This is a genomic window from Bradyrhizobium genosp. A (genome assembly GCF_049949275.1).
In the GTDB taxonomy this organism is placed as follows: Bacteria; Pseudomonadota; Alphaproteobacteria; order Rhizobiales; family Xanthobacteraceae; genus Bradyrhizobium.
This window is the reverse complement of the sequence record NZ_CP188196.1, coordinates 7,387,412-7,413,623: the sequence shown is the minus strand read 5'-3', so window position 1 is coordinate 7,413,623 and position 26,212 is coordinate 7,387,412. Positions and strand designations below refer to the sequence as shown.

The window sequence follows — 26,212 nt, the reverse complement described above, 5'->3', positions numbered from 1 at the left end:
AGCATGTTGGGCCGCAGAGACAGCCCGGATTAGGCTCGTCCTTCTAGATCCTCAACGCCCTGTTCGTTGCAAAACGGCGCGCGGTCAACTGAGCGCGCTGGAAAAAGTCATGTCTTGCTGACAACAGCAGGAATAGTGCACGTGATTCGAATAATCATTTATGCGTTCGTCGATCAAACCGCGAAGGCAGCAATGGGGCTCATGGTCTTCGCCGCAACTGAAAGCGATGTATGCCCAATCACGACTTCGTCTCGGGTAGCCTCCTGGCACTGACCGCGGCCGGCGTTGCGCTGCTCTGCTCGAGCCTCCTTGCCTTGGTCTTGATCTAAAGCCAGTGCGCCCGCTTTGGTTTCGTGCCTTTGCGCATGCGGCGGCGCGATCGGACGTCTTTCGATGCGAATCTGTCGATGAACCTCGGCAGGTCAGCTGCGAATGGCCAAGGTTATAACGAGACAACAAGTTCGTTGAATGTATCCGGCGGAGGGAAAATGATCAGATCAATATTCGCTGCGTGTTTGTTGACGCGGTCCGTTGGCCGCGGCGCAATCCCCATCGGTCCGCGATAATCGCCAGTCGCATAGGGCAGACGGCGTCCTCAATTAGGACACTCGCAATTCAGAGTGGGACAGAGCCATTTGCCTAGCTGAGCATTTTCCAACGCTTTGATGCAACGACCAGAAGAGGGGGCTTTCCCCGGGCTGCTTCGGGCAGTTGAGCCCTCAGGAAACAACGACGCCGCTCGCTTGAAATGAGTGCGAGCGGCGTCTCCAGCCCCGGGTGGACGATGCAAAATCCCGGTAGCCGCTAAGCTAGCATAACCTGTGCCAAAATACACGTTCCAAGGCGGGACACGCGCGGCGGCTGATGAGAACGCAGTATAACAATCCGCGACCATAACCCGCGCTGCGCCCCCAGTTGTCCTCGCGTGACAGGGAACGTTTGGAGCGGCATGGGCCTGATGCGGAAGTGCTATCGTGCTCTCAGTGCACTGGCGAGGCTTGCAACACCGTGCCGGATCTCTCTTGCTTCAAGTGCAGCGTAGCCGAAAACAAACCCAGCTCGCCGTTTCGCGCTTCCCCGCCCATTCTCGTACAGTCCGGAAACAGGATAAATGCCGACGCCTCTGTGCCGGGCGTTTCGTGCGATTGCGTCCTCCTGCGCCGCATCGAGTTTCTTGAACCAGGCCACCACATGGAGCCCGGCCTCGGAACCCTGCACTTCGATAGCGTCACCAAAATGTTCAGCGAATGCTTCAAGCAAGGCTGAGCGGCGCTGCGCGTTCTTTCGCCGCAGCTTTCTCACGTGCCGCTCGTAGGCGCCCGAGTGTAGGAAGTTAGCCAGCGCCGCTTGCTCAAGCGTCGGCGAGTGCCGATCGGTAAGGCGCTTGGCCGTGCGGAAAGCGTGGATGAGCTCTGGCGGAACTACGACATACCCCAGACGCAGCAAGGGCGAGAGCGTCTTTGAGAGCGTTCCGAGATAGATAACGTGAGCCGCCTCAGCGAAGACATGCAAGGGCTGAATGGGAGCAATATCGTATCGGTACTCGCCGTCGTAGTCGTCCTCGATGACATAAGCTCCCTCCTTGTCGGCCCACTCCAGCAGTTGAGCACGACGCTGTGCTGAGAGAACGTGACCCAACGGAAATTGATGCGAAGGCGTCACGTAGCAAAGCCGAGCCTTTTCGACATCTTTAAGGGCCTGTGTCTGCAAGCCTTCTTCATCGACCGGGACGAATTGAGGCGTAGCCCCCGCACTCTCAAAAACATGCCGGGCGGCCCAATAGCACGGCGTCTCGATCACGAAGCGATCGCCGGGATCGAGCAATATCCGCGAGCACAGATCGAGACCCTGCTGTGATCCGTTGACGATAATGATCTGGTCGACGCCGCAGCGCAGGCTGCGCGCACGCCACAGATAAGCCTGCAGCGCTGTTCGCAACTCCATTGATCCCTGCGGGTCCTGATAGCGCAGACTGCGCGCACCCGACGTCGTCAGGACTTTCGTCAGAGCGCGCCGCCAGGCCAGGTTCGGGAAATCGGCAGTTGCAACATCGCCGTAGCGAAAGTCGATCCGCAGGGGCTCGGTCGCGATCGGCGGGCCGGACAATTCGAAGAGTCGTCGCCCGAACGCCGACAGACAAGCGGTTCTTGGCGCCTGCTTGCCGCTTGCCTGCGACAGGCTCCCTGATCGAAGCGCAGGCGCAACGCAGGCCCGGCGACCCTGCCGCGTCTCGATGAAGCCTTCCGCGAGAAGCTGCTCGTAGGCCGCCGTAATCGTGGTTCGAGAGGCTCCAAATTCGGCCGCGAGGGCGCGGGTCGAAGGAAGCTGGTCGCGCGGTCTGTAGACGCCATCCTCGATCTGTGCCTTCAATGCTTCATAAATTTGCCGCGCACCATTTGGCTTACGGCACCGCTTTCCTGTCTCGGACTGGCCCACCAATATCGCTCCAAACTGGCCCTTCAAAGCGGCCCGTGTGCGGCCTAGATCATCAGGCATCAAGATCCGATCGACGTGTTCGGATGCGGAGGAGCTCTAGCAATGTATGTGCCGCCAGCCTTTCGCGTCGAGGACATCGCCGAGATTCATCGGACCATGCGTGAGGCCCGCTCGGCGACCCTTATCACTGCAACCGAAGAGGGGCTGATCGGAACGCTAGTTCCGATGCTTCTCGACGAGACGGAGGGTCCGAATGGCACGCTTTACGCGCACGTGGCAAGGTCTAATTCACAGTGGAAGCTGCAGCCTTCCTGCGCGGCGATGGCCATCTTTGCGGGGCCAGAAGCCTATGTCACTCCGTCCTGGTACGTGACGAAGCAGGAGACGCACAAAGTCGTGCCGACGTGGAACTACGTTGCGGTACATGCCTACGGCGCGATCGAGTTTTTCGACGATGCGGACCGGCTACTCGATCTCGTGAGACGACTGACGGACCTGCACGAGCAATCGCAAAAGGACCGCTGGGCAGTCGCGGACGCTCCGGCCGATTTCATCCAAGCGCAACTCAAGGCGATCGTCGGCCTACGCATGCCGATCACAAGGTGCGACGCCAAGCGGAAGATGAATCAAAACCGCAACGCAGCCGATCGCGCCGGCGTCATCGATGGATTATCGAGGAGCGATCGCCCTGAAGACCATATTGTAGCCGCTCTGATACCCAGAGGATGACGCTGGACCCTGCCGGGATGAGGTGAATGATGGTCGATTTTCAGGCGTTCCTGCTGTTCTTGGGAGCTGCGCTCCTGGTGGCGGTCACACCAGGACCCGGGATTTTCTACGTTGCGGCACGAACGTTCGCAGGCGGCCGTCCGCATGGTCTGGCATCGAGCTTTGGTACCGGTGTTGGCGGTCTTGTGCATGTTATTGCCGGGGCGATCGGGATCTCTGGGCTCGTGATGGCGAGTGCGGAAGCCTTCACTATGCTCAAGTTCGCCGGAGCCTTCTATCTGATCTGGCTTGGCTTCAAGACATGGAACGAAGCCGATATCGTCGACCCGACCGGGGTGAAGATAGTCGGTGTCGGACGGGCATTTCGGCAAGGCATTATTGTCGAGGCGCTGAATCCGAAGACGGCGACATTTTTTCTCGCCTTCATCCCGCAATTTATCGACCCAGCCGCCGAGGTCGCCCGGCAGTTCGTCATTCTTGGGACCATTTCGGTTGCGTTCAACACTGCTGCCGATGTGGTCGTGACCCATTGGGCCGCCAAGGCAAGAGCAGGCCTGGCCAAGCGACCATCGACCTTCGCCAAAATGCGACAGGTATCTGGTGCCGCTATGTGCACGCTGGGAGCTTCACTCCTTATTGCGCGGCGGGCTGGTTGATCACTGGGCATCCATTCTGCCAGCTACGGCCTGTCTCCGACGTTGCAGCGTAGTCTTTCGGCTTCCTGCTCTGGAAAGACGACCCCATCTATCAAGACCACAGCGTGCATACGTCGTTCGCCTCGGGTCGTGCTAGTCTGACGAGAGTGGATGTGCGGCATGTGGGTGATCGGTTCGCTCCGTCGCCGTAACGGCCGGTCGCCAACCTTCACATCCCGAACAGCTCGGACATGAGTCATGAATCAACTGAACGGCAAGCCGCGTTAGAGTTTTTGGATTTGTTTCGCCGCCCGCGGCTAGATTTAAAATCTTTTCGGCAAGGCATGCTTTTAAGGAAGACGTCCGCGCCGGTTCCGGCATCATTTGGACAGCATCGTCCAGGACACGTCTCAACACGGCACGCAAGTGAGCATCTGAATTCGCAGCTGTCATGGGGCTAATCCAACGGATAAAATCTGTGCGCGTTGGCTTCGGCTATCAGCCAGTGTTCCTGATAAGATCCGTCGAAGCCCACCGTTCGATAGTCCCGTGTCGTCTAGTGACTGGCGCAGTCGGCTTGGTCGCCGTCGCACCCGACACATACAGGAAACATGTTTAGCGGAGGTGACACTGAAGCTTGGAATGCGATTTCTTTGCTGGGTTTGCGTTGTCCAGAACGAAGTCGAGAGTTGTGTAACGACCGACCGAATCCCAGCAGATCGTTCGGCCTGCAGCTCCGTTCAAGAGCACGTGGTCGACGTGATCAATAATTCTCCCTGCGGCGACATTTTTCTGCGTAAATTATCCGAACGGGCCGAGTAACGTCGAATGCAAGCAGCTCGTTTGGGTAAGGGCGACATCACGCGGACGCTTATTCGGCAGCAGAGTCGTTTCCCAAGAACTGCTCAGAACCTTGTCGCGCTGGAGCAGCAAAGGCCAGGGCGTACCTATCCCACGTGGCGTGATGCGGCGAGCCGGGCTGGCGGGCCGCCCGTTTTTCGACAACGCCGTCTGAACCGGATACACGAGCCTGTGTGGGGAAAGGTAATGCCGGAGACGAGCTCTAACACACCACAATGGCATCCTTCACAAGAGTGACGTAGTCAGCTGTTCGTCGATGCCCCGACTGACGCAGGAACGCGTGACATTACCCACAGAAGCCAAACCAAGCGCGCCGCGTTCGACCGAGCCTTTCATGATGGAGAACGTCCGGCCAGTCTAGACCGATCCAAGCTCGCCGATCCAAGCTCGCTGCGATGTAAGGCCCGCAAAGCTGGACGTCGCCGGATGGTGCAGGAGTTTGGCATCATGTGACGGCGTGGTATTTGGTCCGATCAGCCAGATAGGGTGGAGGTGAGAAATGTCAGTAAACAGCTCTGACAGCCGCGCCGGCTAGTTCTCCGTCCGGTTGGCCGCCACGATAATCCCTCGTGTGGCCAGGCAGTTTAGCACCGTATCGGCCAAGCGCTCCGGCTGCTGGTTCAGGGTTGTCAAATGGATCTCCGGCGCGCTCGGCGCCTCGTACGGCGCATCGATGCCGGTAAAATTCTTGATCGCGCCTGATTCCGCCTTGGCGTAAAGCCCCTTCGGATCGCGCCGCACGCATTCGCCGATCGGCGTGTCAACAAAGACCTCGATGAATTCGCCGTCGCCCACGAGATCGCGGACCATGTCTCGCTCGGCCTTGTAGGGCGAGATGAACGAGCAGATCACGAGCAAGCCGCTATCGACCATCAGTTTGGCCACCTCGCCGGTGCGGCGGATGTTTTCAACCCGATCGGATTCGGTGAAGCCGAGATCTCGATTGAGACCGTGCCTGAGATTGTCGCCGTCCAAGAGCATGGTGTGATACGACATCGCAAACAGCTTCTGGTCGACGAGGTTGGCGATGGTCGATTTGCCGGCGCCGGAAAACCCGGTAAACCAGATGATGCAGGGTCTTTGGTGCTTGAGAGCGGCGCGCTCCTTCTTGCCTAGTGAGAGCGGCTGCCGGGCTATGTTGGCGGCACGCCGCAAGGGGAAGGCAATCATGCCTGCGCCGACGGTCCTGTTGGTGTCACGGTCGATCACGATGAAGGAACCGGTGCGCCGATTCGCTTCGTAGGCATCGAAGACTGCCGGCAGTGCGGTTGCAATATTGCAGAAGCCGATTTCATTGAGGCTCAAAGTGCGGGCTGCCACGTGCGCGCCGGTGTTGACGTCGATCCGGTATTTCATCGCGGTGATGCTGCCGGACGCAATCGATTGCGTGCCGATCCGGAAGGCATAGGACCGGCCCGGGACCATGGACTCCTGGTCCATCCAGATCAGGTGGGCGGCAAACTGATCAGCGACCTCCGGTCGCTCCGTCGGCTTAGCGAAGATATCTCCGCGGCCGATGTCAATCTCGTCAGTCAGCGTAATGGTCACCGCATCGCCGGCTGCGGCGCGCACAAGGTCGCCATCGTACGTCACAATCTGCTTGACGCGCGAATTGCGTCCCGATGCCGGAATAACGATTTCGTCGCCGACGGCAATGCTTCCGGAGACCACCGTTCCAGCGTAGCCGCGGAAATCCAAGTGCGGCCGATTCACCCATTGGACCGGGAAACGGAAGGGCAAGCCGGCCGTCTCGGACTGGATGTCGATATTTTCGAGATAGTCCAACAGGCAAGGGCCATGATACCAATCGGTATTGCGGGACAGGCTGATGATGTTGTCGCCGTATCGTGCGGAGATCGGGACAGCCGCGATCGACGTGAAGCCGAGGTTCGAAGCGAAATCGACATAATCGTCCAGGATGCGATCGAACACTTCCTTGCGGTAATCGACCAGATCCATCTTGTTCAGGGCCACGATCACGTGCCGGATGCCCAAGAGCGAGCAAATGTAGGAGTGGCGCTTGGTCTGCACCAGGACGCCTTTGCGCGCATCGATCAAGATGACCGCGAGCTGGGCGTTGGAGGCGCCGGTCGCCATGTTACGCGTATACTGTTCATGACCGGGCGTATCGGCCACCATGAACGATCGGCGCGGCGTGGCGAAGAAGCGATAGGCGACATCGATGGTGATACCCTGTTCGCGTTCGGCCTCAAGTCCATCGACCAGCAGGGCAAAGTCGATAGCATCTCCGGTTGTGCCGTGCTTGACGCTGTCGCGCGCAAGTGCCTGCAGCTGATCCTCATAGATCGCCTTGCTGTCGTGCAGAAACCGGCCGATTAGCGTCGACTTTCCATCGTCCACCGAGCCGCAGGTGATGAAGCGCAGCTGATCCTTGGTGTTGGTGAAGGTGAGCTCTCGCAGCGCATCAGTATCCATTCAGAAGTAGCCTTCCCGCTTCTTTTTCTCCATCGATGCCACTTCGTCGGTATCGATCAGCCGTCCCTGGCGCTCGGAGAGTGTCGCAACCTGCATTTCCGCGACGATGTCCTTGATGGTGGCGGCGTCAGACTCGATGGCGCCGCTCAGCGGATAGCAACCAAGCGTGCGGAAACGAATCATCTTAAGCTCGGGCGTCTCATTCGGAACCAAGGGCATGCGCTCGTCATCCACCATGATCAGCGTGCTATTGCGATGGACCACCAACCGCTTTTTCGCGAAGTAAAGCGGAACGACCGGAATGTGTTCCAGCATAATGTATTCCCAGACGTCGAGCTCCGTCCAATTCGAAATGGCAAACACGCGCATTGTCTCGCCTTTCCGGCTGCGAGTGTTGAAGAGATTCCACAGCTCCGGCCGCTGGTTGCGCGGGTCCCAGACATGTCCGTGCGAACGGAAGGAGAAGATGCGCTCCTTCGCCCGGCTTTTTTCCTCATCGCGCCGGGCGCCCCCGAACGCCGCGTCAAAGCCGTAATGGTCGAGCGCCTGCTTTAGCGCGTCTGTCTTCATCACCTGTGTGTGCAGCGTCGATCCGGAATCTATCGGATTGATGCCGCGCTCGATCCCCTCCTGGTTCACATGAACGATCAGGTTGATGCCGAGACGCTCGGCCGTCTCGTCGCGAAAGCTGATCATCTCGCGAAACTTCCAGGTCGTGTCGACATGCAACAGCGGAAACGGGACCTTCGCCGGATAGAAAGCCTTCTGCGCCAAGTGTAGCATAACGCTCGAATCCTTGCCGATCGAATAGAGCATTACGGGCTTGCTGAATTCGGCAACGACTTCGCGCATGATCTCGATGGACTCGGCCTCCAACCGCCGCAGATGCCGCGGCAGCGTGCGCGTCTGTGGTTTAGTGATATTTTGTGCGTTCATTCTGAACATCTGCGGTTCTCCGCGCGGCAAGTCGCCGTTTCGATAATCTAACTTGCCATAGCTCATGGGGCCGCTCTCAGGGTCCGTAACGTTGAACAGCAATCACGCCGATTATCCGCGCGAGCTTTCGAAACTCATTCAGATCAAGTGTCTTGTTTACGTGTAGCTTTCGTTTCCGTGCCATGCCGAACGATCGAGAACGGAAAAGTAGAAACGGTTGCACCAGGAACGAAGCATCTGACCCGGGGCTCGAAGTCATTGGTTATGAGATGAGGAGATCAAGATCAACACCTGAAGCGGTTGTCTCGATTTAAATTCTGGATGTGCTCCATCCACACAATCGATTTTACCAGTTGTACGAAATGGCGGATAACAAACGCTCAGTTGAAATAGACCATCAGGCCGGTTTGCCTCGTATTCATGTGAGCGCCGTCTCGGAGAGCGGTCGTCGTTCTTGACGCGCCTGTCATCGCGCAGCTTTTCGACGAACGTCATCCGGCGAACGGCATTCATTTGACGTTTTGCAAAAGGCTTCGTGAAGAAATACTGACGCCGCTGTCGACTTGCCTACGCGCAAATGTTGGGCCCAATTGCTTGAAGCGCAATTTCTATAGAGCGGTCAGCCGCGACAGCACGCTGTGTTCGTCATGGACATCAGCCTGCTCGTGGCCAAGGTTAACGGCGAATGCCCTCGCCGTAAATGAACCGCCGGCAGCCCTCCTTCTGCTGACGGAAGCTGGTGCGATGTCTTGTAGCATCGCTCCTCCCAGACTGAACTTCGCCCGGCCCCAAAAGGGTCGGGTTCTTTTTTTGCGACCGGATCCATTCGGCGTTTGCGCACCACGGCTCGCAAGCGAGCTCAACGTGTTTCAGCGTACCCTTGGGACGCGTCTGTCCATTCTGCCCGAGCCTGCCCGTTGACACGGGTCGAGTCCGGCGGCCCAGGATGCTGTTGGTACTGCTCAAATCGGTCCAGCAGATGATGTCTTGCAAAGCCAAAAGCTGATCGCCCGGAAGGACCACCAAATCAACTCGCTCAAGCGCGAGGTGTCCCGGCATGAGTGACGTTTCACGTCGTGTCGTGCTGTAGAACCGTCAATCGGACCGTCCGAGGATGGCGGCCACTGGCCGTCCTCAAAATCACCCGAACCGGCTGTCGCGCGGTCATGTTCGTCAGCGATAAGCATCATTGACAAAGAGAGCCAGCGCACTAGCCTGCCTCCGCACTCGCGCTTTGATCAGGCTTCGTGGTCCGATGTACCGCGCGGAGTAAGCCTCCTTGTGGAGGACCTCTCATAATCGCTGGGCGGGCAAGCAATGGTGCGCCGCCGATGAAGAGAGTCAAAGTAACACCGTCTACGGCTGGAATCGTATAACGGTCCGCCTTTGCATCCAGGCTGTGGATATATTCGATCATAACAATCGATTTTACCGATCGACCTGAACGCTGATAGTCAAGCGCCGGCTGAAATGGAATTGAGGCACCGCAGGTCGTCAAGATCGATTGTCGATCGGTGAGGCAGTCGGGCAGCCCGACGCAATCTGCGGGCCGGCAGGTCTCAGTCTTTAAATTCGCGTGCCAGAAGGGTGCATGAGGCAGTCATGACTATGAGCGTGGACGGGTCTGGAGAAGGGACTAATAGAGCGCCTGAAATGAGCGTATCGAGTGACGGCGTTTTGGGCGCTGCCACTTCGACTATTCGCATTTCACCTGCACAGGCGCGTCAAGCGTTTTTCGTAGTCCCAGTGAGGACACGTCAACAGCCGAGCTTAGCTGAACATCACTCTGTAGAGCGCATCGCGCAGTTTCATCGCTGCAGTTCGGGTGTCCAGCGCATCAAGCAGAAGATTGGGCAGCAAATTGAAGAGATTAGGAGGTTGATCGACGATGGCAAGAACGAGCGTGAACCGACGCAATTGCTGAATGAACTCACAATCGAGCTGATATCCGCAGGGCTCGGGCCGGAACGAGAGGAGCTGTCCGACAAGACAGTCATAGGTGGTGGGACAGGGGGATTCTTACAGGACCACTGCAGCGTATGCGATCCAGAACAGCTGTCGGCTCTGGGACGTATCTTTGACGATGCAGTTGCGGCTTTACCGGAAGAGATGCGAACTCCTTTTTATCGAACAGAGGTCGCCAAACTCATTCTAGGACGAGCTGTAATAAATCAGCTTGAGCCGGGGGCACTCATCAGAATTGTAATAGCCGTTGCCTCTGCCGTTTGATCGTTTCATCACCTATTGCGTCGCCCGGGATGTCGTTGGGTTAGGCTCGGTATCTTTGCTTACAACATGAAATACCTACTGATAGGTCCCCACAAGATGTCGTGGGCGGCGCGTCGGGGACGTGAGTCCTGCACGAGTGTGGACGACATAGAGAGCTAGGTGTGATGGGCAGGTACTCGCGGGGAGAGTTGATCGTGCTCGTTGCGAGTATCGTCGATCGTCGCCGGAATGATTGTCACAACCGATGTTCAAGGAAGCCCCTGCTTTTCTGGTCCGTCTCATGGCGCGACGGATGCCGCGCCATTCAACTCAAGAGAGTAGCCGATACCGCGCGCGTTCCTGATCCGTAGCGTCGCAACGGACTTCCTCAAATGTCCACGCAAGCGATAGATTGCGACCTCAAGCGCATTGGTCGAGACCTCGTTGTCGAATGAATAGATGCTATCCTCCAGTGACGCGCGCGGCACCGTGCGGCCTGCATGACTGAGCAGATGCTCCAGAATGCACAGTTCACGGCGTGCGATCCTTAGCGGCCGGCCATCAACCCAAGCTTGTCGGCCGATTGGATCGAACTCGACATTCCCTAGTCCGATAAGTGGGGCCGTCATTTGCTTTGATCGCCGCAACATGGCTCGCATCCGGGCGATGAGTTCATCAGTGGACACGGGCTTGGACATGAAATCGTCCGCACCACCGTTGAAACTTGCAATCCGGCGATCGAGATCGTTGAGATCGCTTATCACCATCGCGGGCATCGAATTTCCGTTCCGCCTCAATTGCCTCAGCCAATCCAAGCCGTCTCCATCGGGTAGAGCCAACTCGAGAAGAAGAATGTCGTACCGCGCGCAACCAACAGCGGCAGCCGCTTCGTCCAGAGTGTGTGTCACGTCGACGGCGAACCCGCAGTTCAAGAGAGCTCCTTGGACGGAACGCGCAAAGTCGGCTTGATGATCAACCAAGAGTGTTCGCATTTCATCTTCTTTCGTCAACCTGCGACGAATTCAGGTCGGTCACCCATCCGACAAGAGCCGCGCCAACAGAGCAATCTTTGATCTCCAACTGACCGTCCTGGTCCTGGCGCAAGTGGGTCGGCGGCGGTTCTCCCGCGTTCCCACCGGCCATGTTGACAACCTGCAACCGCGAGGAGCGTGACGAGGTTGCGGTGCAACCTTAAGGATTCGAGACATTCGCAAGTCTGCTACCTGTCAGGATGTTCTGACGCCACCGAGCGTCTCGCAGTCCGTGTCGGAAAACCTACAATCTGACGCTACGTGCGATTCAAGCCCATTCGTGGACACCTTTCGAGATTATCCAGACATACGCAGGACTTAGGCAGCGAGAACGAAATGTTGACGGGCGCAAGGCGTCGAGCGTCGGCGCAATGGGCTTGGATGGCCGGGATAGCGCCCCCTGCGTCGATTGTCAGGATAACGGGCGTCCAGCTCGAGGCTGCGCTCAGCGAGAGCAAGTCGAGAGACTAAAGGTATCTCGGTTAGGGCGGCCTTTCCCAAGGGGTGGAGCGTGCTGCCGTTCGGGATCAAGCCCCGTGCCCCGAGGATCAAGGTTGGGACACACTACTCGACCCCATACACCTGCAAGATCCAAAGATATGCAAAACAAATGGAGCGTCAGCGTTGGCACGAGCCTTGAAGGGGAGAAGCCGTCCCGCATCGCATTCCCAGGAAGTCATCACTATGGTCTACAAGATAGTCGCGTCCCAGTGCACCGCCTGTGGCGCATGTGAGTTTGAATGCCCCAACGCGGCAGTCAGCCTCAAGCGCGACTTATATGTGATCGATCCGAAGACGTGCACGGAATGTGAGGGGCATTTTGACGCGCCACAATGCGCCGCTGTCTGCCCGGTTCCCAACACGTGTGTCCCGGCTTAGCGGAGCGGCGATGAGCATGGCCAGCTCGAGCAGCACGCTCGAGACACGATCGAACGCTGCAGCCTTGCCTGTCGGTGATCCACGGAGCATGCCGAGCTGGTGCAGAAGTACCTGGGCTCGGTCATGCCGACGTCCGACAATTTCTACGCGACGCTGAACTCGGCGGTGTTCTCCGACGCCTCGTTCGTCTACGTGCCGCCATGCGTGCGCTGCCCAATGGAGCTGTCGACCTATTTCCGCATCAACGAGCGCAACACCGGCAAGTTCGAGCGCACGCTGATCATCGCCGACAAGGGCTCCTACGTCTCCTATCTCGAAGAGTGCACTGCGTCGCAGCGTGACGAGAACCAGCTGCATGCCGCTGTGATCGAGCGCGTCGCGCACGACGATGCCGAGACCAAATATTCGACCGTGCAGAACTGGTATCCCGGTAATTCGGAAGGCAAGGGCGGTATCTACAATTCCGTCACCAAGCGTGACGACTGCCGTGGCAACACTCCAAGATTCCTGGACCCAGGTCGAGACCGGTTCGGCCATTACTTCGAAATATTCGATCTGCACTCGCCGCGGCGATAACTCTCGCGGCGAGTTAGATTCGATCGCCCGCCCGTATATCGCGGCGAAGAACCTTCGAGCACGAGACGACGGCCTCGAGGATCTCCGAGGAGGTGCCGTTCTATTGCATCCAGGGCGGCCTGAACCAGGAGGAGGCCTTGGGCCTCGTCGTCAACGGCTTCGTCAAGGACGTGCTCCAGCAAGCTCCAGATGGAATAGTCTTTCGAGACGCGCCTGAAGGCGCTCCACAGGACGACATGTTCGATCTTGGCGCGACAATGGAGCTTTCGGGCTATCGGCTCTCTGGCACAGCCCGCTTCAAAGCATGCGCTGGCGGCCGGTTAGAGCCCCGGCTGGCAATGACCGGCCCGCGCCAAGCCCCCTCACGGCTACCGCTTCGTCTTGGAATCTCCGCGGTGCAATGGCACGCGCGCTGATCGTTGTTTTCTATCCAACAGGTGCAAGCGTGTCTGTCTATCGAGCAGCTTCCGATGTCGGGTTTGCAACACAGTCCGGCCAGGCCTGCCAAATACGCTATGTACTTCCAACTCCATTGGTTTTTTTCGCTTGCCCGCAGCTGGCACGGTCGTTGCTAAATTCCTGGCTGAGCGCCGTCTCGCTAACTCTCAAAGGATATCAGCATGAGCTTCGCCACGACCCAAAGCATCGAGGAGATCAAGGCCCGCAACAAGGAACTCATCCAGGAGGTGTTGACGGTCTATCCTGACAAGACGGCGAAACGGCGCGCCAAGCACCTGAACGTTCATGAGGCCGGGAAGGCGGATTGCGGAGTTAAGTCGAATCTCAAATCCATTCCCGGCGTGATGACGATCCGCGGCTGCGCCTATGCGGGCTCCAAGGGCGTGGTCTGGGGGCCGATCAAGGACATGATCCATATCAGCCATGGCCCGGTGGGGTGTGGCCAGTACTCCTGGGGGTCGCGGCGCAACTACTACGCCGGCACGACCGGTATCGATACGTTCGTGACCTTGCAGTTCACGTCCGACTTCCAGGAAAAGGATATCGTGTTCGGGGGCGACAAGAAACTCGTCAAACTCATTGACGAGCTGCAGGAGCTGTTCCCGCTCAACAACGGCATCACCATCCAGTCGGAATGCCCGATCGGCCTGATCGGCGACGACATCGAGGCGGTATCTAAAGCCAAGTCGAAGGAATATGGCGGCAAGACGATCGTGCCGGTCCGCTGCGAGGGCTTCCGTGGCGTCTCGCAGTCGCTCGGGCACCATATCGCCAACGATGCCGTGCGCGATTGGGTCTTTGACAGGCTCACGCCGGAGAAGTCCGACTTCGAGTCGACGCCCTACGACGTTGCGATCATCGGAGACTACAATATCGGCGGTGATGCCTGGTCGTCCCGAATCCTGCTGGAGGAAATGGGGCTGCGCGTCATCGCCCAGTGGTCCGGAGACGGGTCGCTGGCCGAGCTCGAGGCCACACCCAAGGCGAAGCTCAACATCCTGCATTGCTACCGCTCGATGAACTACATCTCCCGTCACATGGAGGAGAAGTTCGGGATTCCGTGGTGCGAATACAACTTCTTCGGTCCCTCAAAAATCGCGGAATCACTGCGCAAGATAGCGGGCTACTTCGACGACGGGATCAAGGAAGGGGCCGAGCGGGTGATTGCAAAATATCAGCCGCTTGTTGATGCGGTGGTCGCAAAATATCGCCCCCGCCTGGAAGGCAAGACCGTGATGCTGTTCGTCGGCGGATTGCGTCCACGCCATGTGATCGGTGCCTACGAGGACCTCGGCATGGAAGTCATCGGCACCGGCTATGAGTTCGGCCACAACGATGACTATCAGCGAACCGCCCAGCATTACGTCAAGGACGGCACGCTCATCTACGATGATGTCAATGGCTATGAGTTCGAGCGCTTCGTTGAGAAGATGCAGCCTGACCTGGTCGGCTCCGGCATCAAGGAAAAATACGTGTTCCAGAAGATGGGTGTGCCATTCCGGCAGATGCACTCCTGGGACTATTCCGGTCCATACCACGGATATGACGGGTTTCCGATCTTCGCGCGTGACATGGACATGGCTATCAACTCGCCGGTCTGGAGGAAGACCAAGGCGCCCTGGAAGGCTGTCGCAGAACCGAGGCTCCTGGCTGCGGAATAATCGGCCTCTCCGCCTCTCTTCAGAGACGTCGAGCCGACATTGACCACGATTTTCAAGAGGATTCCTACGAAATGGCGCAGAATGCAGAACACGTGCTCGATCATGTCGAGCTGTTCCGCGGTCCGGAATACCAGCAGATGCTGGCCAACAAGAGGAAGATGTTCGAGAATGCTCGCGATCCCGCGGAGGTCGAACGCATCAGGGAATGGTCGAAGACGCCCGAATACCGCGAAAAGAACTTTGCGCGGGAAGCGCTGACGATAAACCCTGCCAAGGCTTGCCAGCCGCTCGGTGCGGTCTTCGCCTCCGTTGGATTCGAGGGCACGCTGCCCTTCGTGCACGGTTCCCAGGGCTGCGTCGCCTATTACCGCAGCCATCTGTCGCGGCACTTCAAGGAGCCGAGTTCCTGCGTCTCCTCGTCGATGACGGAAGACGCGGCAGTCTTCGGCGGCCTGAACAACATGGCCGATGGGCTCGCCAACAGCTATAACATGTACAAGCCCAAGATGATCGCGGTCTCCACGACCTGTATGGCGGAGGTGATCGGGGATGACCTCAACGCCTTTATCAAGACCTCGAAGGAGAGAGGGTCTGTCCCAGCGCATTTCGATGTGCCGTTCGCGCACACGCCGGCCTTCGTCGGCAGCCACATTACCGGCTATGACAATGCGTTGAAGGGTATCCTAGAGCATTTCTGGGACGGTAAAGCCGGAACGGCGGCCAAGCTCGAGCGCACCCCCAACGAGAAGATCAACTTTATCGGCGGCTTTGACGGCTACACTGTTGGCAATACCCGTGAAATCAAGCGCATCTTCGACCTGATGGACGTCCAGTACACCATCCTCGCCGATAATTCCGATGTGTTCGATACCCCGACCGACGGCGAGTTCAGGATGTATGACGGCGGCACCACCTTGGAAGACGCCGCAAACGCTGTTCACGCCAAGGCGACGATATCCGCGCAGCAATGGTGCACGGAAAAGACGCTTGCGTTGATCGCCGGCCATGGCCAGGAGGTCCTTGCTTTCAACCATCCGGTCGGCGTCTCCGCGACCGACGAGCTGCTCATGGCGTTATCGCGCATCAGCGGCAAGGAAATCCCCGAAGCGCTGGCGCGAGAGCGCGGCCGCCTGGTCGACGCGATGGCTGACTCCAGCGCGCATATCCATGGCAAGAAATTTGCGATCTACGGCGACCCAGACCTATGTTATGGGCTGACTGACTTCCTGCTCGAATTGGGCGCCGAACCGGTCCATGTGCTGTCCACGAATGGCAACAAGGTCTGGCACGATAAAATGCGGGCCTTGTTTGCGAGCTCGCCGTTCGGCCAGAACTGCAAAGCCTATCCAGGGCGAGACCTCTGGCACATGCGCTCGCTGCTCTTCACGGAGCCGGTCGACTTCCTGATCGGCAACACGCATGGCAAATATCTGGAGCGCGATACCGGCACCCCGCTGATCCGCATCGGTTTCCCCATTTTTGATCGGCATCACCATCACCGCTCTCCGGTGTGGGGCTATCAAGGCGGCATGAACGTTCTGGTGAAGATCCTCGACAAGATCTTTGACGAGATCGACAGGAAGACCAGCGTGGCAGGTACCGACTATAGCTTTGACATCATTCGTTGATGACGAAAGACGCTTAAGTCATCGCCGGCAAACATCGGCGGTGGCTTAAGCGCGGGACGGCTGATCCCACATAATCGCGATTGAGAGGAGAAACCGATGAGTTCGCTTTCGGCCAGAATCCTGGATGTTTTCAACGAGCCGGGCTGCGCCAAAAACGCCGACAAGTCGGAGGCTGACCGCAAAAAGGGCTGCACCAAGCAACCTAAGCCGGGCAGTGCGGCGGGCGGGTGCGCCTTCGACGGCGCCAAGATCGCGCTGCAGCCCTTCACCGATGTGGCCCACCTGGTGCATGGCCCGATCGCCTGTGAGGGCAATTCCTGGGACAACCGCGGTGCAGCGTCATCCGGTGCAAGCATCTGGCGCACCGGTTTCACGACTGACATGAACGAAACCGACATCGTGTTCGGCGGCGAGAAGCGTCTTTACAGGGCGATCAGGGAGATCTTGGCGAAATACAATCCGGCGGCGATCTTTGTCTATCAGACCTGCATTCCGGCCATGATTGGCGACGACATCAATGCCGTCTGCAAGGCGGCTTCTCAGAAATTCGGCAAGCCCGTGATTCCGGTCAATTCGCCCGGCTTCGTGGGTTCGAAAAACCTCGGCAACAAGCTGGCCGGGCAAGCGTTGCTGGATCATGTCATCGGCACCGAAGAGCCAGACCGCACCACGCCCTGCGACATCAACCTGATCGGCGAATACAACCTGTCGGGCGAATTGTGGCAAGTCAAGCCGCTGTTTGACGAGCTCGGAATCCACATCCTCTCCTGCATTTCCGGAGACGGGAAATATCGTGAAGTGGCCTCATCGCATCGGGCGCGCGCCGCCATGCTGGTGTGTTCGAAATCGATGATCAATGTGGCGCGCAAAATGCAAGAGCGCTACGGCATCCCGTTCTTCGAAGGCTCGTTCTACGGCATCCAGGACTCCAGCGATGCACTGCGCAACGTTGCACGCATTTTGGTCGAGCGCGGGGCCCCGGCAGATCTGATCGGCCGTACCGAGGCGGTCATAGCGCGGGAGGAGGCGCGCGCGTGGGCGGAAATCGGATCCTACAGGCCCCGCCTGGCCGGGAAGAGGGCACTCCTCATCACAGGGGGCGTGAAATCCTGGTCCGTGCTGGCCGCCTTGCAGGAGGCCGGCCTTGAGCTGGTCGGCACCAGCGTCAAAAAATCCACGGACAAAGACAAGGAGCGCATCAAGCAGCGGATGGGGCAGGAGGCCCATATGATCGACGACATGGCGCCTCGCGACATGTACAAGATGCTGAAGGGCGCAAAAGCGGACATCATGCTCTCCGGCGGCAAGTCGCAATTCGTCGCGCTGAAGGCGGCGATGCCCTGGCTCGACGTCAACCAGGAGCGCTCTCATGCCTATATGGGCTATTTGGGGATCGTGAAGCTGGTCGAGGAGATCGACAAGGCGCTGTACAACCCGATGTGGGAGCAGCTGCGCCGGCCGGCCCCATGGGACGATACCGCCAGGAATGGCCACCCGATCCCCATGGCCCTTGCGCGGACGGACGGGCAGGGCGCCGAGACCCCTGCGCTTTTGGAGACGAGTCGCCGCGCGACAAAGGTTTGCTTCTGTAAGAGCGTGGATCGCGGCACGATCGAGGATGCGATCCGCTTGCACGGTCTGACCAGCGTCGAAGCTCTCAGAGAGCACACCGACGCATACGGCGGTTGCTGCAGAAGTCGGATCGAGGACATCCTGAGGTTGATGTCGGTCTCCCAGCCGCCTGCCATGCGGCAGGCCGCGGAATAGGACGGCGCCAATGGCTATTGTCAGCACGCCATGCAAGGCCTGCACGGTCAACCCGCTGAAGATGAGCCAGCCCATCGGCGGCGCATTCGCGTTCATGGGCCTGCGCGGAGCGATGCCGGTTCTCCACGGCTCGCAAGGCTGCACATCCTTTGGCCTCACGTTGTTCGTCCGGCATTTCAAGGAGGCGGTCCCGCTGCAGACCACCGCGATGAGCGAGGTGACAACCGTGCTCGGCGGCTATGAAAATATCGAGCAAGCCATCCTCAACATCCACAATCGATCCAAGCCGGAGATCATCGGGATCTGCTCGACCGGGGTAACGGAAACGAACGGCGACGACATCGACGGCTACATCAAGCTGATCCGCAAGAAGCATCCGCAACTCGCCACATTTCCTTTGGTCCATGTCTCAACGCCTGATTTCAAGGATGCGTTTCAGGACGGCTGGGAAAAGACAGTGGCGCGCATGGTCGAGGTGCTCGTAAGGGCGCCGACGATCGAGGCAGAGCGCGATCCCGCGCGGGTGAATGTCCTTCCCGGATGTCACCTGACGCCCGCCGACCTCGATGAGGTCAGGACGATTCTGGAGGATTTCGGTCTAAAGCCAAGCTTCCTGCCTGACCTTGCGGGATCGCTGGACGGGCATATCCCTAAGGAGTTTACGTCAACGACCATCGGCGGAATCGGCATTGAGGAAATTGCCAGCATGGGCCAGTCCGGCTGGACCATTGCCATCGGTGCGCAGATGCGGCGGGCGGCAGAAGCCATGCAGACCAGGGCCGGGGTGCCGTTTCGCCTGTTTGAGCGATTGTGCGGCCTCATCCCCAACGATGAATTCATCGCTTTCCTGACCGAGATCAGCGGCCGCCCAGTACCAACCAAATACCGGCGCCAGCGCGGTCAACTCGCCGATGCGATGCTGGACGCCCATTTCCATATCGGCGGCCGTAAGCTCGCGATCGGTGCAGAGCCTGACCTCCTGTTCGACCTGTCCAGCATGCTGCACGACATGGGCGCGCAGGTCACGGCGGCCGTCACGACCACCCAGTCGTCGGTGCTGGAGCGGATAAGAACCAAGGAGGTGCTGATCGGCGATCTCGAGGATCTGGAAGAGCGAGCTCGGAGACAGAACTGCGATCTGCTGATCACGCATTCGCACGGCCGCCAAGCGGCGGCACGGCTGAAGATTCCGTTTCATCGCGCGGGATTTCCGATGTTTGACCGGGTTGGCGCAGGACACCAGCTGTCCGTTGGCTATCGCGGCACGCGCGATCTGATCTTCCATATCGCCAACCTCCTCATCGCTGACCGCGAGGAAAATCATCAGCCTCAGCCCGATAGCTGGCGGACCTCGATGCCGCCTCTCAGGTCCGGCCGCAGCTTCGTCGACGCAACAGAGAGTTCGGTTGCATGAAAGTCGCATTCGCTACCCAGGATTTGAGGCGCGTCGATGCCCATTTCGGCTGGGCCAAATACATTGTCATCTATGACGTCGGGCCGGACGGGCACGTCTTTCTGAAGGCGGTGCAGTTCGACGGCGATCTCAGGGAAGACGGCAACGAGGATAAGCTCGCGCCTAAGATCGAGGCGATCAGGGATTGCGCCATCCTCTACGTCGTTGCCATCGGCGGCTCCGGTGCGGCGCGGGTGGTGGCGAACAAAATACACCCCATCAAGGTGGGCAAGCCCGAGAACATCCTGGCGCTGCTCGAAAAGCTCCAACGGATGCTGAAGGGCACGCCGCCCCCCTGGATCCGGAAGGCCCTGGCGAAGGCCAAGGAGCGCACGTTCGATTTCGAGGAATGAGGATCACATGACTGAGGCCGCCGAAGTGGGGCAACCCGATACTGCTCTTGATGCCCCGTTCGTCAAGCAGCTGATCAAGATCTGGCGCGCTGAGGACAGCCATGGGGCTTGGGAGGGCAAAAGCGATCTCAACTTGCTCGAACCCTATGTCTTGGACAAGGAGAAACGGCACGCGCTGCCGATCGTAGGCGATCCAGATCCAGACACGGTGTGGCGCCTGGAGCTGTTCTTCAACGCGGTCGCGCTCTCGATCGAGAAGGCGACCGGCGTGATGATCCAGCCGATGCTGAAGATGCATCATGAAGGCTTTGGCCGCATGGTGCTGATCGCAGGCCGCCTGATCGTCGTCAATAAGCAGCTGCGCGATGTGCATCGCTTCGGGTTCGAAAATCTTGCGAAGCTCGCCGCCGAGGGCGAAAAGTATGTCGCAGACGGGATCGGCATGATCCGGAAATTTCCGGACGCGGCGAATTATTGAGGGCGGGACATGAGCGAACTTGAAACGCTGAAGGCAGACATCAAGAAGCTGTCGGCCAAGGCGACGCAGGCCAAGATGGATCTGCACGACCTGTCAGAGGAGCTGCCGCTCAACTGGACCTCGATCATGGCGGTGGCGCAAAGAACACATGATGCGTTTGCCGAACTCGAGAAAAAGCGCGAGGATCTCAAGGCGCAGGAAAGGGCGTAAGGGTATCAAGCATGTCATTTGCAACACGCGACGGCCGCGATTGGATGCCCGATTATCTCGTAGCGATCGATCCCGGCAAATGCATCGGATGCGGACGCTGCTTCAAGGTCTGTGGTCGCCATGTCATTACATTAAAGGGGATCAACGAGGAGGGCGATCTTGTCGACCTTGGCAGCGACGAGGACGATGAGATCGAGAAAAAGATCATGGTGATGAATGATGAGGGCGCCTGCATCGGTTGCGGCGCCTGCGCCCGGGTCTGTCCGGCCAACTGCCAGACTCACGTGCCCGCCGCGGCAGAAGGGGCTTGACGGCCGCCTCCGTCGGCTGTGCAGCAAGGAGACTTGGTGCGAAGGTGCGGTTGAGAGAATTCCGGCGACCGCAGCTTCACGCTGCGTGTTCGGTGGCGCAACTTGGCGCCGGCCTCGGACAATAGCTGGGCCGCGTCGACGAGCATGTGAACACAGGAACATGCCCGTCTCCTCTGACGGAGACCTGATGCCCGGTCCGTAAAGGTGCGCTCACTCCAGGTTGGAGTGATCAACGGGCGGGCGAAAGGACCGGCGAGGACTTACCTCAACGAAGCGCTTGCTAAGCGAATGGGACAATGGAGATCTCCGCGCGCGGCGTGAACGGCATTGCCGCCGTGGTCCTCGTCTCGCCTCATAGAGTAGCGGATCCCCCCGATGTTCGGACCGAACCTCGCGGTGCCCGGGCAACGGCAGAGTTCTTGCGCCGTCGCGCTTAGAACTCGGCGGCTGCTTCCGGCGTGGTACTCGCGGCAGAATCCAGCAACGGATTTAGAAGAATACTGATGTCGACACCAAGACGTTCAGGGCATGTCCGGTTTGGCGTGTGTATGTAATGGTTGTCGGATGATTAATGTATAGCAGGCCCAGGGTTGCATAAACGCCTGGCGCCAGCCGCGCAGTGTATCTTCCCCAGATCGCCGTACTATCGCGATGGACGAGATCGCCTTTAGCCAGGGCCGCATCGACTGCAAAGTGGCTCCAAGCGATATTGGCGGCAGCAATGGCAATCTGATCACCTGGCCGGCTGCTGAATAGTCCTTTCGCATAAAGACGAAGCTCGAGATAGCGGCTGACCTTATTGACGTCAGACGGAGCGTACATGGCGGAGAACCCACCATAGATCCCCCGAGCTGGCGAACCTTGGGCATCAGATTGCCAGAACTGCCGGTCCGCGGCCATGTAGTAGGCGCTGTTCGCGTTGGCTCTCGGTTGGAGCGGATATGCCAAGTGCAGATAGCGGCTGTCATTGAAACCGATTCCAGCCCGCAACCAGGTCTCGGGCGATCCCGGAGCCGCCTTGTTCTTAAATCCAGTTTCATCAAGCAATAGAATGCCGGCGTTGGCCGTGCGCCAGTCCAAGCCGGTGGGATTTTCGGTCATCTGCGCCAATTGACCATCCGGACTGACCGAGCGCTGGATCGAAAACTTGGTGTAGAGGCGATCATCAAAATTGTACTTCACGTTGAGAGCCGGCGTCGGTGCGGAATCGTTGCTCATTCCGGCTTGGGATAAGATGATCGGCGTAGGGCCAAACGGATTCATTCCCAAGAACTCGTCATGATTTCTGAGGTAACCCATTTTGAGTTCGAACTTCCTGTCGAAAAACGTCTGGTAATAGGCAATTGTATTGATCCCTACTCTATCGGGCCCGGCGGGCTTCCAGGTCCAATGTTGTTGCTCGGCTCCCACGGTCATCTGACCATCGGGAATTCCAAATCGGGTGAGATCGTAGGTCACGATCATGAAATTGACCGTACCGAATGTCGGACTCTCGCCAACATACCGCTGATTGAAGATGGTGCTTTTAGATGCATTTGGCAGGCGATTGTCTATCAAGCTGTTTTGTGTCCAGCCTACATAGCCGATCCCGATGTCTGCCAGCGCAGATCTAACCCCGCCCTTGTCCTGATCGATCGTATCCGAAGGACCAGGTATATTGAGCCAAATGCCTTTTTCACGCAGGTTATCGAACTTCGCGAACGGGTCGATCTTCTTTGGGGTCCTGGCCTCAGCAACTTTGTCTGGACGATCGTGCCTTGAGTCAGGGATATTGGTCGGTTGTGCCGGCGCCGGGCTGCCATCGAGATGCCTTGTTCGCTTGAGCTGACGGCTTCGGGTGGCCGCGCCCCTCTGATTTTGAAGGTGTTTTCCAGGAGCCTCATCCGGCATCTCGTTCCTGGTGTCTGATGCATTCTCAACTCCAGCCAACGCCGAACTGCAGAGACTCGCCGCAAAGGATACGGCGATGGCAAGCCCGGTTTGCGTCAGAGTAGATCGAGCGCTGAAGACCGGAGCCGCAGTCGAGCGAGTTCGAACCGACATAGCCACGCCCGCATGCGACGTGAGTTTCCCCTCCTCGTTGCTAGCCTTGATAGATTGTGCGCCGACCAGATCGGCCCGGAGCTTACTCGCAACGTCCGGAAGCTGCTGCGCCGGTAAGCCCGTCATGGACGTCCATGAGCAAGGGGAGATCGCGGTCGGAGGAGATATCATCGCTCAAGGCGCCGGAACTGGACATTGTTCAATACCGACAGCGGACCACGCTCGTGGATGCTGTAAGAGCAAACGAGCGGAAGAGGCTGCGTCGGCGGGATCTTTTGACGTCTCTGGGGAGCCTTAAGCGACCTACGCGGTCGGCTCCTTGGCGGCCTTTATGCGCGTCGAGCTCAATCGACCATCGGTGCTGACGGGCACCTCGCCAGCGACGGTGGCACGGCGAACGACACGACGCTGGTCGCCGTAATCCCTGACCGCATAATGTTGCGTGGCGCGGTTGTCCCAGATCGCCACATCGCCCACCTTCCAACTCCACCGCACGGTGTTTTCGGGCGCGGTGATATGGGATTGGAAAAGGGTGAATAGCCTCTGGCCGTCATATTTCGGGATGCCAACCAAGCGTTGCACCACGTCGCCGAGCACCAGCGCGCGTTCTCCGGTTTCGGGATGGACACGCACGACGGGATGCTCGGTCTCATAGACCGTCCTGGTGAACACCTCGTCGAGATGCTTTTTGTCGGCCTCGCTGTTGGCCATGACGGAGAAGTCGAACGCATTGCTGTGAACCGCCCAGAGTTCGTCGGCAAGCCGTTGCAGCGGCGCGGAGAGGTCCAGATAGGCGGTCGCGGTGTTTGACCAGATCGTATCGCCGCCAAATTGTGGGATCACAACGCCTCGCAGGACCGCGATTTTAGGATAAGCCTCGAAGAAGGTCCCGTCGCTGTGCCAGAGGTCGGCTCGGCGAGGGGGGCGCGCGGAATCAAGCTCGATCATCGATACCGTTCCCTCGATGACAGCGAGTATCGGATACGCCATAAGCGTTCCGAAGCGAAGGGCAACGCGCTCCTGCTCTGCGTTGTCGAGATGGCCCTGATCGCGAAAGAAGAGAACCTTGTGCTCGAGCAGCAGGCTGTTGATCGCGGTAATCGTCTCCGCCGGCAAATCGCCCGACAGCTTGATGTTCCTGATTTCAGCGCCGATCCGCGCCGCGCGCTTTGCGATATCGGCTTGCGGAATGATACTGTCGATCGAGGATATCTTGGTCATGCTGTCATTCTCCTGAAAACGCATCTGTTCGAAAAACCAGCCTTTTGGGCTGGGACGCGAATGAGTAAGTCGCAGAATCGGACGGCACATGCAGCGTTATCAAGTGCCGCTGCGAATGGACCCGTTGCTGCGCGTTTCACGCGAAAACAACGAGATCACGTTTGACCTGCACGACGTCTCATTTTCCGGTCGTTTGACATGCCCGATCAGCTCGAACAATTGCGAAGATTGGTAGTTGACCGAAACGCAGGCCTATCCACGTTCTTGCGAGATCGACGACGGAATGCTGCCGTCAGGTTCCTGGTATCCCCATGGCGCAGGACTCAGCAGACGAGCGGTAGAAGAGCTGAGGATCTCATTGTATCGCGTGGCCGCTGGATGTGCCATTGGCGCAAGCGACGATGCAGCGCGCCATTCGTAGCGACTATGGGTCTTCATTGCGCACGTGTGGCGCGAGTGACCCGCACAAGCATTGCCGACACCAGGTTGCCTCTCGATCGTGTGCTATTCGTGAGCGAGAAGGTCAAATGCAAGCGGCGGTGAGCCGAATCTTGGAGCCGCCGCAAAGGAGCGGCCGATCCAGCCCTTGACGGTCCGAATGTCCTTCTGGCCCTTGCGTTGGATGATGTTCAACACTAGCCAAAGTTACGTCGGTTCGGAACGTAACGGGCGACTTGCGACGGCGCCGGCTGTTGGCACGCCGCAACCGGCCGCTTGGGTGTGCGAATTCGAATTGGGAGGTCATTCTTTTCGGCGACGTGGCCATACCGCCGCTCGCGAACGACGCCGGCTACAGTTGAGAACGAAAAGGCCCGCACGGCGGAGCCCCGTGCGGGCCTTCCTGGAATCGGTCAATCTGGTTACCTCCGCCAGTCTAGACCGATCCAAGCTCGCTGCCATGTTAGTCCCGCAAAGCTGGAAGTTGCAGGACGGCTTAGGAGTTCGGCATCCTCCTATGCTCGAATCCGAGAGGATAGCTCAGGACGGGCGGCGATTTAGCTGGCCGCCTGACGATGCGCTTTAGAGTATGAGATGGAGAGGATGAATTGGCTCCCATGACAGGCATAGATCGGCGAGACGCCTGAGAAGGGACCACGCCAGCAACGCAAATGGGGTGCGCTGGCGACCGTCGCTGTTCGCGTCTTGGCTGAATAGTCCAGTGACCGTGTCTCGTTCGTGATGGAAAGTCGAATTCAACGCGCCGTGAACTTCGAAGTCGCGCGGCGTTGCGGTCGCACCTTCGCATCGAGTGATGAGGAGGAGCGCCTCGATCTCCAGCGGCTTGGTGGCGTCGTGCTTGGCTGCAGTCATGAGAATGGTCCCTCTAGCTAAGACAAATGCCTGCCATTTCGGTGGCGCGATATGCGATGCAAATTGCTTGCCGAATGGAATGTGCCGCTTGACCGGGAAATCCAAAAAGGCGCGCAAGGTATCGCAACGCCTCGCAAGCCCTCCGTCAGGAATCCGACATCGTACCCTGATGCAATCGATGCGAGAATGAGAAGCGCACGCATTGTGACATGCGAGGAGAATTTGCACGGTCGCCTCTTGTCTGAGAGGGTTGAGGACTTTCAGGCTGTAACCCTCAGAAGAGGTGTTTCGATGGCGCAGGTCAGTTCTGTCCGTCGACGCATGATCGAGCACATGACTGTCCGCAAACTTGCCGCCGACGAGGCGGCGCCAATCAGGATGCCCAAGGTTCGTCTCGACGCCAGGACGTGCTCAGAGCTCGTAACAAGCGCGTTACGTGCACCCGCAGCAACGCATTGCGCACCGGTCAACTACCAACCTTAGCAATTGATGGATACGGCGGACACATGGCAATCGTATGGTCATGACGCTGCGCATGTCATGCGCCTGGGAAATCGTAATGCAATTGAGATCTGTGCGCGCGAACGAAC

The 26,212-nt window shown here is 58.5% G+C and carries 19 protein-coding genes and 1 pseudogene; 13 read left to right on the top strand and 7 right to left on the bottom strand.

What is annotated here, in order from left to right; genetic code table 11:
• Positions 1–969 precede the first annotated feature (969 nt).
• Positions 970–2,436: a PLP-dependent aminotransferase family protein gene (locus ACP2YP_RS34630; RefSeq protein WP_426420771.1), complete on the bottom strand. Its 1,467-nt coding sequence runs from the start codon at positions 2,434–2,436 to the stop codon at positions 970–972.
• Between the two features lie 102 nt (positions 2,437–2,538).
• On the opposite strand from ACP2YP_RS34630, the gene ACP2YP_RS34625 reads away from it, so the two are divergent.
• The gene (locus tag ACP2YP_RS34625) at positions 2,539–3,165 is read left to right on the top strand and encodes an FMN-binding negative transcriptional regulator (protein WP_426420769.1); all 627 of its coding nucleotides are present in this window, start codon (positions 2,539–2,541) and stop codon (positions 3,163–3,165) included.
• A gap of 29 nt (positions 3,166–3,194) precedes the next feature.
• Positions 3,195–3,821 (top strand): LysE family translocator, encoded by a 627-nt coding sequence (locus ACP2YP_RS34620; protein ID WP_426426377.1) that lies wholly within the window; start codon positions 3,195–3,197, stop codon positions 3,819–3,821.
• Positions 3,822–5,192: 1,371 nt separating this feature from the next.
• On the opposite strand, the gene cysN is transcribed toward ACP2YP_RS34620, so the two are convergent.
• A complete protein-coding gene (gene cysN, locus ACP2YP_RS34615) occupies positions 5,193–7,097 on the bottom strand; it encodes a sulfate adenylyltransferase subunit CysN (RefSeq protein ID WP_426420767.1) in 1,905 nt (634 codons plus the stop codon).
• Positions 7,098–8,033 carry a sulfate adenylyltransferase subunit CysD gene (gene cysD / locus ACP2YP_RS34610; RefSeq protein ID WP_426426376.1) on the bottom strand — a complete coding sequence of 312 codons (936 nt, stop codon included), beginning with the start codon at positions 8,031–8,033 and terminating at the stop codon, positions 7,098–7,100.
• Between the two features lie 1,602 nt (positions 8,034–9,635).
• Here cysD and ACP2YP_RS34605 point away from each other — a divergent pair.
• Positions 9,636–10,262, top strand: a complete 627-nt coding sequence (locus tag ACP2YP_RS34605; protein ID WP_426420765.1) for a hypothetical protein — start codon at positions 9,636–9,638, stop codon at positions 10,260–10,262.
• Between the two features lie 278 nt (positions 10,263–10,540).
• Here ACP2YP_RS34605 and ACP2YP_RS34600 read toward each other — a convergent pair whose 3' ends face one another.
• On the bottom strand, positions 10,541–11,233 hold the full coding sequence (locus ACP2YP_RS34600; protein WP_426426375.1) for a response regulator: 693 nt from the start codon (positions 11,231–11,233) through the stop codon (positions 10,541–10,543).
• A 723-nt stretch (positions 11,234–11,956) separates the two neighbouring features.
• On the opposite strand from ACP2YP_RS34600, the gene ACP2YP_RS34595 reads away from it, so the two are divergent.
• From ACP2YP_RS34595 to fdxB, 10 genes and pseudogenes are all read left to right on the top strand, one after another.
• Complete coding sequence (locus ACP2YP_RS34595; protein WP_426420763.1) at positions 11,957–12,151, top strand: 4Fe-4S binding protein; 195 nt, start codon at positions 11,957–11,959, stop codon at positions 12,149–12,151.
• An 84-nt stretch (positions 12,152–12,235) separates the two neighbouring features.
• A pseudogene (locus tag ACP2YP_RS34590) lies at positions 12,236–12,915 on the top strand (SufD family Fe-S cluster assembly protein); the annotation flags it as partial.
• A 432-nt stretch (positions 12,916–13,347) separates the two neighbouring features.
• Positions 13,348–14,847, top strand: a complete 1,500-nt coding sequence (nifD, locus tag ACP2YP_RS34585; protein WP_426420761.1) for a nitrogenase molybdenum-iron protein alpha chain — start codon at positions 13,348–13,350, stop codon at positions 14,845–14,847.
• Between the two features lie 71 nt (positions 14,848–14,918).
• On the top strand, positions 14,919–16,475 hold the full coding sequence (gene nifK, locus ACP2YP_RS34580; protein WP_426420759.1) for a nitrogenase molybdenum-iron protein subunit beta: 1,557 nt from the start codon (positions 14,919–14,921) through the stop codon (positions 16,473–16,475).
• Positions 16,476–16,571: 96 nt separating this feature from the next.
• Entirely contained in the window at positions 16,572–18,242 is a 1,671-nt protein-coding gene (nifE, locus tag ACP2YP_RS34575) for a nitrogenase iron-molybdenum cofactor biosynthesis protein NifE (RefSeq protein ID WP_426420757.1), read from the top strand.
• 10 nt (positions 18,243–18,252) lie between these two features.
• Positions 18,253–19,656 carry a nitrogenase iron-molybdenum cofactor biosynthesis protein NifN gene (gene nifN, locus ACP2YP_RS34570; RefSeq protein WP_426420755.1) on the top strand — a complete coding sequence of 468 codons (1,404 nt, stop codon included), beginning with the start codon at positions 18,253–18,255 and terminating at the stop codon, positions 19,654–19,656.
• Positions 19,653–20,048, top strand: coding sequence for a nitrogen fixation protein NifX (nifX, locus tag ACP2YP_RS34565; protein WP_426420753.1), 396 nt, complete (start codon positions 19,653–19,655; stop codon positions 20,046–20,048). The genes nifN and nifX overlap by 4 nt, the downstream gene beginning before the upstream one ends.
• Before the next feature lie 7 nt (positions 20,049–20,055).
• Positions 20,056–20,526: a NifX-associated nitrogen fixation protein gene (locus ACP2YP_RS34560; protein WP_426420751.1), complete on the top strand. Its 471-nt coding sequence runs from the start codon at positions 20,056–20,058 to the stop codon at positions 20,524–20,526.
• A 9-nt stretch (positions 20,527–20,535) separates the two neighbouring features.
• A complete protein-coding gene (locus tag ACP2YP_RS34555; RefSeq protein ID WP_426420749.1) occupies positions 20,536–20,736 on the top strand; it encodes a CCE_0567 family metalloprotein in 201 nt (66 codons plus the stop codon).
• Between the two features lie 11 nt (positions 20,737–20,747).
• On the top strand, positions 20,748–21,047 hold the full coding sequence (gene fdxB / locus ACP2YP_RS34550) for a ferredoxin III, nif-specific (RefSeq protein WP_426420747.1): 300 nt from the start codon (positions 20,748–20,750) through the stop codon (positions 21,045–21,047).
• A gap of 489 nt (positions 21,048–21,536) precedes the next feature.
• Here the strand turns inward: fdxB and ACP2YP_RS34545 are convergent, their stop codons facing one another.
• From ACP2YP_RS34545 to ACP2YP_RS34535, 3 genes are all read right to left on the bottom strand, one after another.
• Positions 21,537–23,216, bottom strand: coding sequence for a carbohydrate porin (locus ACP2YP_RS34545; protein ID WP_426420745.1), 1,680 nt, complete (start codon positions 23,214–23,216; stop codon positions 21,537–21,539).
• A 177-nt stretch (positions 23,217–23,393) separates the two neighbouring features.
• The gene (locus ACP2YP_RS34540; RefSeq protein ID WP_426426374.1) at positions 23,394–24,311 is read right to left on the bottom strand and encodes a TauD/TfdA dioxygenase family protein; all 918 of its coding nucleotides are present in this window, start codon (positions 24,309–24,311) and stop codon (positions 23,394–23,396) included.
• A 1,020-nt stretch (positions 24,312–25,331) separates the two neighbouring features.
• A complete protein-coding gene (locus ACP2YP_RS34535; RefSeq protein WP_426420743.1) occupies positions 25,332–25,739 on the bottom strand; it encodes a hypothetical protein in 408 nt (135 codons plus the stop codon).
• Positions 25,740–26,212: the final 473 nt, after the last annotated feature.